Origin of the sequence: Thermomonas sp. LB-4, from assembly GCF_036409385.1 — a bacterium.
Taxonomy (GTDB): Bacteria; Pseudomonadota; Gammaproteobacteria; order Xanthomonadales; family Xanthomonadaceae; genus Thermomonas.
In genome coordinates this window covers 175,927-186,984 of sequence record NZ_JAXOFT010000002.1, presented here as the reverse complement: position 1 = coordinate 186,984, position 11,058 = coordinate 175,927, and the positions used below count along the sequence as shown (strand labels likewise).

Below are 11,058 nucleotides of genomic sequence, written 5' to 3'. Positions count from 1 at the left end.
CTTCCGCCACCATGACGCATCGCAACATGGCACGTCGTTATATGCAGCTGGACGTTTTCGCCGCCCGCTCCGGCCTGGGCAACCCGCTGGGCGTGGTGCTGGACGCGGCGGATCTCGACGGCGCTTCGATGCAGGCGCTGGCCGCATGGCTGAACCTGTCGGAGACGGTGTTCTTCCTGCCCCCCGATGCCGGCGCCGACTACCGCATCCGCATCTTCACCCCCGGCAGCGAACTGCCGTTCGCCGGCCACCCCAGCGTGGGCGCGGCGTGGGCGGCGGCGCAGCTGGGCTTGGCGCAGCCACGCGCGGGCGCGCTGGTGCAGCAGTGCGGCGCCGGGCTGCTGCCGGTGCGGATCGAAGCGGAAGCCGGACGCCTGCTGCCGTTCGTGCGCAGTCCGCGTGCGCGCGAGCTGGCCCGCCACGAGGGGGCGCTGCCGGCGGGGCTGGAGGCGCTGGCCGCTCCGGGCATCGCCGCCGCGCTGTGGGATAACGGCCCGCGCTGGTGGCTGGTGGAGGCCGCATCGGCCGCCCGGTTGCGCAGCCTGCGCCCGGACTTCGCCGGGATCGCCGCATGGAGCAACGCCACCGCGTCCACTGGCGTGGCCGTGTTCGCCTTCGAGGACGGCGCCGACCACCAGCTGGCGGTGCGCGCGTTCTGCCCCGGCGATGCCGTGAACGTGCCGGAAGACCCGGTCACCGGCAGCGCCAATGCCGCCATCGCCGCCTGCCTGCACCGTCAGGGCCGGTTGCCGGGCGGCGGCAACGCCTATGTGGCCAGCCAGGGCCGCGAGCTCGGCCGCGATGGCCGGGTGGCGGTCCGCGTGGACACCGAGGGCGAGGTCTGGATCGGCGGCCAGGTGCAGCAGGTGATCGCCGGCACGCTGGACTGGTAACCTGCGCGGCCCTTCCGACGGCCTTCCCCCATGCCGCGCCGCTACGTGCAACTCGATGTATTCGCCTCCCGTCCCGGCGACGGCAACCCGCTGGCGGTGGTGCTGGACGCGCAGGGGCTGGACGATGCCACCATGCAGGCCATCGCGCGCTGGACGCGGCTGCCGGAAACCACCTTCGTGTTCCCGCCCACCATGCCGGACGCGACCCACGCCCTCCGCATCTTCAGCCCGCGCCGCGAGGTGCCGTTCGCCGGCCATCCCAGCGTCGGCACCGCCTATGCGCTGCTGGATGCGGGCCTGGTGTCGCCGCGTGATGGCGTGCTGGTGCAGGAAGGCATCGCCGGCAACCTGCCGCTGCGCGTGCACGGCGAGGGGGCCGCGCGCACGGTGGCGGTACGCACGCCGCGCGCGCGCGCGCAGGAAATCGCCGCGCCCGACGACGCCCGCCTGACCGCCGCGCTGGCCGGACTGGAGCTGGGCGCACTGCCGCCGGTGCTGATGGACGGCGGCCGCCGCTGGTGGCTGGTGGAACTTGCCAGCGAGGCGCATCTGCGCAGCGTCAAGCCGAACTGGGATGCCATCGCCGCGCTGGCCGAAGCCAGCGACAGCATGGGCCTGTTCGTCTATGCGCGCAGCACGGATCCGGTCTACTACTACGCGGTGCGCGCCTTCGTCGGTGCACCGGCACGCTTCGAGGATGCTGCTTCCGGCGCCGCCAACGCCACCCTTGCGGCGTGGCTGGCCGAACGCGGCGCCCTGCCCGGCGGCGACGGCTTCTACCGGGTCAGCCAGGGCCGCGAAGTGGGCCACGACGCCATCATCGAACTCACCGTGGATGCCGACGGCGAAGTCTGGTCCGGTGGCCGCGCGGCGCGCGTGGTGACCGGCGAACTGGAGTGGCCGGACGCCTGACGCTTCAGCTCCTGTAGGAGCACCGCAGGGGCGCGATGCTCTTTGCGAGGATGTTCAAAAGCGTTCGCGCCCCTGCGGTGGACTCCTGCGGGGATATTGCGAAAGCGTTCGCGCCCGTTCCGTGCGCTCCTACAAGGATGTTGGGAATACACTCGCTCTCTGCGGTGCGCTCCTGCGGGGTTTGCGGACAGGCTGTGAGATTTCCCGCGTTAGTGCGAATCATGGAATCGAGAGGCGCGAAGGCCGCGCCGGGGATTCCATGGATACCATCGCCCGCATGACCACCGACGATGCCCGCGCCGCCTTCGGCACGCTGCTGCAGCGCCACGCCGGGATCGTGTTCAAGATCGCCGGCGGCTACGCGCGCGGCGCCGAGGACCGCGCCGATCTTGCGCAGGAAATCGCCGCGCAGCTCTGGCACGCCTGGCCGAAATACGACCCCGCGCGCAGCGCCAGCACCTGGATGTACCGGATCGCGCTGAACGTGGCGATCAGCCACCTGCGCCAGCAGGAACTGCGGCGCCGGCACGATGCCCTGCCGCTGGACGATGCCCTGCACAACGTGGCGGATGCGAATGCCCTCGATCCGGAACAGGCGCAGCACCTGCGCCTGCTGCAGGCTTTCATCGCCCGCCAGCCGCCGCTGGAGCGCGCCCTGCTGCTGCTCTACCTCGACGACCGCCCGCAGCGCGAGATCGCCGAGATCCTCGGCATCAGCGAAAGCAATGTCTCCACCAAGATCGGGCGGCTGAAACAGCGCATCCGCGACGCTTTCTGAGCAACGACCAGGCCCACGACGATGGATACCACCATGGAACTCGACGACTTCAAATCCGCCTGGCAGGCGCTGGACGCGCGGCTGGCCCGCCACGACCGGCTGCAGCTGGAACTGCTGCGCGAACATCGGCTGCACCAGGCCCGCCGCAACCTGCGCCCGCTGCACGTGGGCCTGCTGCTGCAGCTGCTGCTCGGGATCGGGCTGGTGGCGCTGGGCGTGGCCTGCTGGACGCGCAACCTCGATGCCGGCGGCCTGCTTGCTGGAGGCATCGCCCTGCACGCTTTCGGCGTCCTCAATATCGCCTTCGCCGGCATCCTCACCGCGCTGGCCGCCGGGATCGATCTCGCTTCGCCCGTGCTGGCCATCCAGAAACGGCTGCGCCTGCTGCTGCGGCTGCAGACGCTGAACTCCAACCTGTGCGGCGCGCCGTGGTGGATCATGTGGGTGGTGGTGGTGATCGGGTTCGCAGGCCTGTCGCCACAGCCGGCCGCGGCGGGCACGCCGGCCTGGATCTGGATCAGCCTGGGCATCGGCGTGGCCGGCACGCTGGCGACCTGGGCGTGGGCGGCACGCGCCGCGGGCAGGCCCGACGGCCTGCATGCGCGCATCGACGACGGCACCGGCGGCATCCGCCGCAGCCTGCACCTGCTCGATGACCTCGAGCAGTTCGGGCGCGATTGACCTGCCGCCTGCGATCACCCGGAAACGGAACCGGCCGCAATCGCGGCCGGTTCCATTGCGGGCTTGCGGAACGTGCCGCGGCCTTCGCGTGATTACTTCGCCTTGACCGGCGCCAGCCGCAGGTCCTGGAAGTCGAAGCTGAAGTCGGTCAGCGGCGAGATCGGCTCCATCCGCAGCTCGCGGATGTTGCCATCCGGGTCCAGCGCGAAGTTGACGAAGGCATCGGCGTTCAGGCCGCGGTCGCGCCAGCGCACGATGAAGCTGTCGTGCTGCCAGTGCTCGATGTCGCCCAGCAGCTCGGCGGTCTTGCTGAACTGCATCTCCAGTCCCTTCCCACCCTGGCGGATCACGACGTCGCCATACCACGGGTCTCGGTAGGTGCCGGCGTACTTCGCCAGCGGCAGCGACGGCCTGCTGGTGGCGTCGCGCGCGGCGACGTGCTTCTGCCAGTCCTCGTCGGCGTTGCCCTGCGCCTTGGCGAACGCGGCGGCATACCCCTTCAGCCAGTCATTGCCGGACTTGCCCAGCATCATGTCCAGCGCTTCGTAGGTGATCGCGTTGAAGGCCACGCCCACCTCGGCGCTGGTCAGCACCACCACGCCCAGCTTCTGCTCCGGCACCAGGGTCAGCCGCGACACCTGGCCCGGCCAGCCGCCGGTGTGCCAGACCAGCTTATTGCCGGCATAGTCGGACAGCTGCCAGCCCTGCCCGTAGCCGACGAAGTTGGCCGCCGCCGGCACCAGTTCCGGGATCGACGGCTTGCCCGACGGAATCGGCGTCAGCACCGTCCACATCTCGCGCTGGCGCTGCTCGGAGAACAGCCGCCTGGCTTTGTCGCCTTCGCCGGAAATCACGCCGCCGGCCAGCTGCACGTTCATCCACTTGGCCAGGTCATGCACGCTGGAATAGATGCCGCCGGCGCCCGACACGTTGCGCCAGCTGGTTACGCCGACCGGGCGCAGGTCCTTGAAGTCGAACTTGGCGTGGCCGGTGGCGACGTTGTCGCCGGGCTTGAGCCCGTCGCTGTTGTAGCGCGTCTCCTTCATGCCCAGCGGATCGAAGATGCGGGTTTCCAGGAACTTCTGGAACGACATGCCGGATGCGGCTTCCACCACCAGCCCGGCGACGCCGAACAGGATGTTGTCGTAGGCGTACTGCTCGCGGAAACCGCCGGTCAGCGGCACGTCCTTCAGCCGTTCCGCCACCTCGCGCGTGGTGTAGGTGGTGGTGGGCCAGTACAGCAGGTCGCCGGCGCCGAGACTCAACCCGCTGCGGTGCGCCAGCAGGTCGCGGATGCGCATCTCGCGGGTCACGTAGGCATCGCTCATCCGGAACCACGGCAGGTGGTCGATGACCCGGTCGGTGGTGGCAAGCTTGCCCTCGTCCTGCAGCATGTTCAGCGCCGCCGCGGTGAACGCCTTGGTGTTGGAAGCGATGGCGAACATGGTGTGTTCGTCCACTTTCGCCGGCTTGCCCATCTCGCGCACGCCGTAGCCGCGCGCCAGCACCACCTGCCCGTCCTTGACGATGGCCACCGCCACGCCGGGCACGTCGAACTGCTTGCGCACCGCTTCGACGTAGGCATCGAAGCGGGCCAGCCGCGCGACGTCCGGCAGCGGCGCGGCCAGCGGCGCGCGCGTGTCGTCGATCAGGAACGGCCGCGAGACGGTCCGCTCGGCCTGCTGCGCCGACACCGGCGCGGCGATGGCAAGGGTCAGGGCCAGGGCGACGGCCAGCGGAGCAATGCGCATGACGGGGCTTCCTCGGGGATCGAAAGCGCCGAGTATGCCGGCGCGGGTGGCCCGGCGCGATCCGCCATCGGTCATGCGCGCTATGCTGCGGCGATGGACATGTTCGATGACGGCGTCGGTGCGATCGACGGCATCCGGGTCGGCATCGGCGGCTGGACCTTCGCGCCGTGGCGGGCCAACTTCTACCCGCAGGGCCTGGTGCAGCGGCGCGAGCTGGAGTACGCCAGCCGCCAGCTCAGCTGCATCGAGATCAACGGCACCTACTACGGCACGCAGAAGCCCGCGACCTATGCGAAATGGCGCGATGAAACGCCGCCCGGCTTCATGTTCTCGGCCAAGGCGCCGAAGCGGATCATGTAGGCGCACGCGCTGGAGAAGACCGGACCGCAGATCGAGGACTTCGTCGGCGTCGGCGCGGATAGGCACAGGCGGTCCGCCGCCCGCGATAATGCGCGGATGCGAACTCCCGACACCACCCGCGCGCTCTGGCAGATCCACTTCTGCGTGCTGCTCTGGGGCTTCACCGCCATCCTCGGAAAGCTCATTTCGCTCCCGGCGCTGCCGCTGGTGTGGTGGCGGATGCTGATCGTGGTGGCCGCGCTGGCGCTGCTGCCCAAGGTCTGGCGCCGGCTGCGCGCGATGCCCACGGGCAGCCGCTGGGCCTACGCCGGGATCGGTGTACTGGTCGCCCTGCACTGGCTGACGTTCTACGGCGCGATCAAGCTGGCCAACGCGTCGGTTGCCGCCACCTGCATCGCGTTCGCCACCCCGATGACCGCGCTGATCGAACCACTGCTGACCCGGCAGAAGTTCCAACCGCGCGACCTGCTGCTGGGCCTGGCTTCGCTGCCGGGCATCTGGCTGGTGGTGGGCGGCGTGCCCGCCGGCATGCACGCGGGGATCGTGGCCGGCGTGGCCTCGGCCGCGCTGGTGGCGCTGTTCGGCACCCTCAACAAGCGCATGGTCGACGGCGGCGATCCGCTCACCGTGACCGCGCTGGAACTGGGCGCGGGCACCCTGATGTTGACCCTGCTGGCGCCGCTGATGCCGCTGCTCGTTCCGGCCTTCGCCGGCCCGCTGCTGGTGCTGCCGTCCACCACCGACGCGCTGTGGCTGGTGCTGCTGGCGCTGGCCTGCACACTGCTGCCATTCGCGCTTTGCCTGGTGGCGCTGCGCCACCTGTCGGCGTTCACCGCGCAGCTGTCGGTAAACCTGGAACCGGTCTACGCCATCGTGCTGGCGGCCATCCTGTTCAACGAGCAGCAGGAGCTGTCGCCGCGCTTTTACCTGGGCGTGGCCATCATCCTCGGCGTGGTGTTCGCGCAGGGCCTGCTGGCAGGGCGTCGCCAGCCGGCGCACGTGGAGCAGATCGGCGTGAGCGAATCCCACCACCTCGCCGACTGAAACCGCATCCCACCGCATCGTCCAAGGAGCGCCACCCATGCAGGTAACCGAGACCATCGATTTCGAACTGGACCGCGAACACATCGAGCTGAACCAGCTGCTGAAGCTTGCCGGCCTGTGCGACTCCGGCGGCGCCGGCAAGCAGCTGGTCGCCAGCGGCGCGGTGCGCGTGGACGGCGTACCCGAGCAGCGCAAGACTGCGAAGATCCATGCCGGCCAGCGGGTGCAGGTGGGCGACGTCGAAATCCACGTGGGCGGAGCGGGCGCATGACGATGCTGGCCTTGGCGGTGCTGGTGGTCCTGGCCGCCTGGGCGGTGCTGGCCTACAACCGGCTGGTGCGGCTGCGCAACCAGACCCGCACGGCCTGGGCGGACATTGACGTGCAGCTGCAGCGCCGCCACGACCTGGTGCCGCAGCTGGTGACGGTGGCGCAGGCCTACGCCGCGCACGAACGCGCCACGCTGGAAGCGGTCACCGAACTCCGCGCGCAGGCGCAGGCGGCGCACGGCGCGGCCCGGCAAGGGCAGGCCGAAGCGGCGCTGGAGCAGGCGCTGGGCCGGCTGATCGCGCTGCGCGAGGCCTATCCCGACCTGAAGGCGAACCAGACCTTCGCCCAGCTCTCGTCCGCGCTGGTGGACGTGGAGGAACACCTGCAGTACGCCCGCCGCTTCTACAACGGCGCGGTGCGCGACTACAACGACGCCGGCCAGCGTTTCCCGGCGATGCTGGTGGCGCGTGGCTTCGGCTTCGACGCGGCCGAATTCTTCCAGGCCGAGAGCGACAGCCGCGCCGCGCCCAAGCTGGAGCTGGCGCCGTGATCCGCGCGCTGCTGCTGACCGCGCTTGCGCTGCTGTCGGTACTGCCACTGCAGTTGCGGGCACAGGAACGCATCCTGTCCTACGACAGCACGGTGGCGGTGAACGCCGACGGCAGCATGGACGTGGAGGAACGCATCCGCGTGCGCGCCGAGGGCCAGGCGATCCGCCGCGGCATCACGCGCGACTTTCCCACCCGCTACAAGGACCGCCACGGCAACCGCGTAGTCGTCGATTTCACGGTGAAAGACGTGCTGCGCGACGGCCGGCCGGAGCCGTGGTTCACCGAGCGCAAGGCCAACGGCGTGCGCCTGAATACCGGCAACGACGACTTCCTGCCGGTGCCAGCGGACTACACCTACACCCTGCGCTACCGCACCAGCCGCCAGCTGGGCTTTTTTGCCGACCACGACGAGCTGTACTGGAACGCGATCGGCACCGGCAGCGTGTTTTCGATCGAGCGCGGCAGCGTGGACGTGCACCTGCCGCGCACCGTCGCCACCAGCGAATTGCGCGCCGAGGGTTACACCGGTACGCAGCGCGCGCAGGGCCAAGGCTTCGCCGCCTCGCTACCGGCACCGGGAATGGCGCACTGGCAGCTGACGCGGCCGCTGGCGCCGCAGGAAGGCCTGACCATCGTGCTCTCCTTCCCCAAGGGCGTGGTGGCCGCGCCCACCGCCGCACAGCGCGCATGGTGGCTGCTGCGCGACAACCGCGGCGTGCTGGTGGCGCTGGGCGCGCTGCTGGCCATGCTGGGCTTCATGCTGCGCCGCTGGCGCCAGGTGGGGCGCGACCCCGCGCCAGGCATCATCATCGCGCGCTACCAGCCGCCCGAGGGCTATTCGCCGGCGGCGCTGCGCTTCATCCGCCGGATGAGCAGCGACACCCGCTGCATCACCGCCGACCTGCTGGCGCTGGCGGTGGCAGGTCACCTGCGCATCGAGCGCGAGAAGGGGCTGCTGAAGGACGACTGGACCCTGCACCACCTGCCCGGTGGCGACGTGGCGGCGCTGGCGGACTCACCGCGGGCGCTGCTGGCCGGACTGTTCCGCGACGGCGACACGCTCGAACTCAAGAACAGCAACCACGCCCTGCTGCAGGCGGCCATCGCGGCGCAGACCAAGGTCATGGAAAAGGCCTACGCCGGGCGCATGTTCCAGCGCAATTACGGCAGCCTGGGGATCGCCTTCGCGATCGGCGCGATCGGCCTGGCGCTGGCGGCGGCGGCGTCGGGGGGCGGCGGCATCGTGCTGATCGCCGTCATCGGCGTGCTGATGCTGGCGGCAGTGATCGCCTTCGCCTTTCTGGTGCCGGCACCGACCGCTGAAGGCCGCAAGCTGCTGGACGAGATCGAGGGCCTGAAGCTGTACCTGGGCGTGGCCGAACGCGACGAGCTGGCGCGCATGCCCGGCCCGGAGGCGCCGCCGGCGCTGGACGCGCAGCGGTACCAGCTGCTGCTGCCGTACGCGCTGGCGCTGGACGTGGAAGCGGCGTGGACGGAGAAGTTCACCACTGCGGTCGGCGCCGCGGCGGCGGAAGCGGCCACCGCGAACATCGGCTGGTACCGCGGCGGCAACCTGAGCAGCCTGAACCAGCTCACCAGCAGCCTGGGCAGCAGCCTCGGTTCGCAGATCGCTTCGGCATCGTCCCCGCCCGGCAGTTCGTCTGGCAGTGGCGGTGGCGGTTTCTCCGGCGGCGGAGGCGGCGGAGGAGGAGGAGGAGGTCGCTGAGGCCGGCCCGGCCGTTCCAACCTGCAGCTTCCACACCGGCGCGGATCAGGGGTGAGCCACCGTGGCGTCGTCGCCGGCGCCATGCTCGGTCGTATCCGGCGTGGCAGTGCCGGGCTCGCCGCCCCCCGTTCCATCCGCCGGTGCCGGTTCCGCAGGCATCGCCAGGACCGCGCCATCCAGTTCCGCCATCGGGCTCTCGATCGGGCATCGCGGGTCCGGGAAGCCATAGCTCGTGCGCAGTGCCAGGCCACAGGCGTTGATGTCGGCCACGTCCTGACGGGCCGCGTCGGCGGGTTCCACGCACTGCGCCTCGTAGGCGCGACGGAAGCTGTCGCGGCGGCGCAGGAACTCGGTGCCGCAGCGGCGCGCCAGACGGATGCGGTCGAGGTCGTCCTCCACCGCGTTGGAGCCGGACAGGCCGAAGTTCTCCAGTTCCTGGTCGGTGAGGATGTGCAGGGTGCGGTTGGGCACCGTGGTCATGAGGTCGTAGACCTCGGCGGAGGCGCCGTTGCGCTCCAGGTAGTTGCGCAGGTCGTCGCTGATCCTGCGCAGCTCCTCGCCCAGCTCCTTACGCGAGGTGGCGGTGGAGCGCAGCCGGATCATCCGGTGGATGCCCACCGGCCCCACGATCACGCGCATGTCGCCCGCCGCCAGCAGCAGCACGCAGGCGCTGTGGCAGACCGAATCGCCACGCACCCAGATGGTCCAGTCGTTTTCGCCAATGGCATCGCCGGCACGCATGGCCGACTCCACGCTGCCACCGCCGGAGTCGATGTCGAGGATGCGCTTGCCGATGCCAAGGTCGCCCGCAACCTTGCCGGCGCGCTCGGCCAGCGCGGCGAAGCTTTGGGTCATCTTGCCCTTGTAGCGCAGCCGCATCAGGCCGGTGGCGCGGCAATCCTGCATGACGTCGCGCAGGTCGATGTAGGCCAACGACAGCACCGGCCGCCCATCGCCCTGACGATAGCCGGCGCTGCAGTCCACCCAGGCATCGCCGGCCTCCAATCGCACCGGGGACCAGTCGATCTCACCCTGCGCTTTGCGCTGGACCACCGGTGCCGGCGCCTCCATCGGCCCGGTGCTGGCGCTGGTCTGGTCGGGAGCGGGCGCGCGGCTGCACGCGGGGAGCAGCAGCAGGGACAGCGCGGGAAGCAGCCAGCGGAGCGGCATCGAAGCATCGGGCGTGGGGATATGCCCTCAGTCTAGGGGGTTGGCTGCCCGCCTGGATAACCCCCGCATGAATCCCGCGGACGCCCTGGAGTCGTGCCGTGCCCGGAGAACCGCCTCCCACCAGCGTGCTGCCCGCGGAACGCTGCGTGGTTGGCACTGGGCGCTTGGCGACGGTTAGGATGGTGCCCGACCACTTCGCTCCGGGATTTCCAGGATGAGACACGCCCCGCACAAGGCGCATCGCGGCACTGAACGATGGGGCATCCGCATGGCCGTGCTCGCGGGCGCCGGGCTGCTGGCCCTGGCGGCGCAGGCCACGGAGGTCCGGATCACGGTGCGCGCCGGCGGCAAGGCGGTCATCGATGCGGTAGCGAGCCTGCATTCGGCATCGGCCGCCGCGGCCGCGACGCCGGAAGCCGCGGTGATCGACCAGCGCAACTCGCAGTTCACGCCGCGGGTGACGGTCATCACCACCGGCACGCGCGTGCGCTTCCCGAACAGCGACAACGTGCGCCACCAGGTGTATTCGTTCTCGCCGGCCAAGCGCTTCGACCTGCCCCTCTACAGCGGGCGCGCCGCACCGCCGGTGACGTTCGAAACGCCCGGCGTGGTGGTCCTTGGCTGCAACATCCATGACTTGATGCTGGCCTACGTGGTGGTGGTCGATTCCCCGTACCACGCGATCACCGGGGCGGACGGGCAAGCGCGCATGAGCGCCCCTGGCGGCACCTACACGCTGCGCGTCTGGCATCCCGACATCCGCGACAACCAGCCCGTGGAGCGCAAGATCACCTTGGCCGGGGCTACCGCAGACGCCATCGTCGATCTCGACCTGGCGCCGCAAAAGGCACCGGTGGCGCCCGCCGACGACAAGCTGCGCGCGCTGCAGGAGAAATTCCGGCGGCTGAAGGAGCAGCGCTGAC

Annotated in this window: 11 protein-coding genes and 1 pseudogene; 10 read left to right on the top strand and 2 right to left on the bottom strand. The window is 70.3% G+C overall.

What is annotated here, in order from left to right:
• Positions 1–26: 26 nt before the first annotated feature.
• The 4 genes from SPK54_RS02635 to SPK54_RS02620 all read left to right on the top strand — a co-directional run bounded on the left by SPK54_RS02635 (position 27) and on the right by SPK54_RS02620 (position 3,264).
• Positions 27–893 carry a PhzF family phenazine biosynthesis protein gene (locus tag SPK54_RS02635; protein WP_330946377.1) on the top strand — a complete coding sequence of 289 codons (867 nt, stop codon included), beginning with the start codon at positions 27–29 and terminating at the stop codon, positions 891–893.
• A 30-nt stretch (positions 894–923) separates the two neighbouring features.
• A complete protein-coding gene (locus SPK54_RS02630; RefSeq protein WP_330946376.1) occupies positions 924–1,805 on the top strand; it encodes a PhzF family phenazine biosynthesis protein in 882 nt (293 codons plus the stop codon).
• 259 nt (positions 1,806–2,064) lie between these two features.
• Positions 2,065–2,583, top strand: a complete 519-nt coding sequence (locus tag SPK54_RS02625) for a sigma-70 family RNA polymerase sigma factor (RefSeq protein WP_330946375.1) — start codon at positions 2,065–2,067, stop codon at positions 2,581–2,583.
• A gap of 21 nt (positions 2,584–2,604) precedes the next feature.
• The gene (locus SPK54_RS02620; protein ID WP_330946374.1) at positions 2,605–3,264 is read left to right on the top strand and encodes a serine/threonine protein kinase; all 660 of its coding nucleotides are present in this window, start codon (positions 2,605–2,607) and stop codon (positions 3,262–3,264) included.
• Positions 3,265–3,356: 92 nt separating this feature from the next.
• On the opposite strand, the gene SPK54_RS02615 is transcribed toward SPK54_RS02620, so the two are convergent.
• Complete coding sequence (locus SPK54_RS02615) at positions 3,357–5,015, bottom strand: serine hydrolase (RefSeq protein WP_330946373.1); 1,659 nt, start codon at positions 5,013–5,015, stop codon at positions 3,357–3,359.
• A 93-nt stretch (positions 5,016–5,108) separates the two neighbouring features.
• Here SPK54_RS02615 and SPK54_RS02610 point away from each other — a divergent pair.
• The 5 genes and pseudogenes from SPK54_RS02610 to SPK54_RS02590 form a co-directional block, all read left to right on the top strand.
• Positions 5,109–5,372 (top strand): annotated as a pseudogene (locus SPK54_RS02610) (DUF72 domain-containing protein); the annotation flags it as partial.
• 99 nt (positions 5,373–5,471) lie between these two features.
• Complete coding sequence (locus tag SPK54_RS02605; protein ID WP_330946372.1) at positions 5,472–6,419, top strand: DMT family transporter; 948 nt, start codon at positions 5,472–5,474, stop codon at positions 6,417–6,419.
• Between the two features lie 37 nt (positions 6,420–6,456).
• Positions 6,457–6,690, top strand: a complete 234-nt coding sequence (locus SPK54_RS02600) for an RNA-binding S4 domain-containing protein (protein ID WP_330946371.1) — start codon at positions 6,457–6,459, stop codon at positions 6,688–6,690.
• On the top strand, positions 6,687–7,238 hold the full coding sequence (locus SPK54_RS02595; protein WP_330946370.1) for a LemA family protein: 552 nt from the start codon (positions 6,687–6,689) through the stop codon (positions 7,236–7,238). The genes SPK54_RS02600 and SPK54_RS02595 overlap by 4 nt, the downstream gene beginning before the upstream one ends.
• A complete protein-coding gene (locus SPK54_RS02590; protein ID WP_330946369.1) occupies positions 7,235–8,965 on the top strand; it encodes a DUF2207 domain-containing protein in 1,731 nt (576 codons plus the stop codon). Before SPK54_RS02595 ends, SPK54_RS02590 begins: the two co-directional genes overlap by 4 nt.
• 45 nt (positions 8,966–9,010) lie before the next feature.
• Here SPK54_RS02590 and SPK54_RS02585 read toward each other — a convergent pair whose 3' ends face one another.
• Positions 9,011–10,135: a hypothetical protein gene (locus tag SPK54_RS02585; protein WP_330946368.1), complete on the bottom strand. Its 1,125-nt coding sequence runs from the start codon at positions 10,133–10,135 to the stop codon at positions 9,011–9,013.
• 268 nt (positions 10,136–10,403) lie between these two features.
• Between SPK54_RS02585 and SPK54_RS02580 the strand changes: the two genes are divergently transcribed.
• Complete coding sequence (locus tag SPK54_RS02580; protein WP_330946367.1) at positions 10,404–11,057, top strand: methylamine utilization protein; 654 nt, start codon at positions 10,404–10,406, stop codon at positions 11,055–11,057.
• Position 11,058 lies beyond the last annotated feature (1 nt).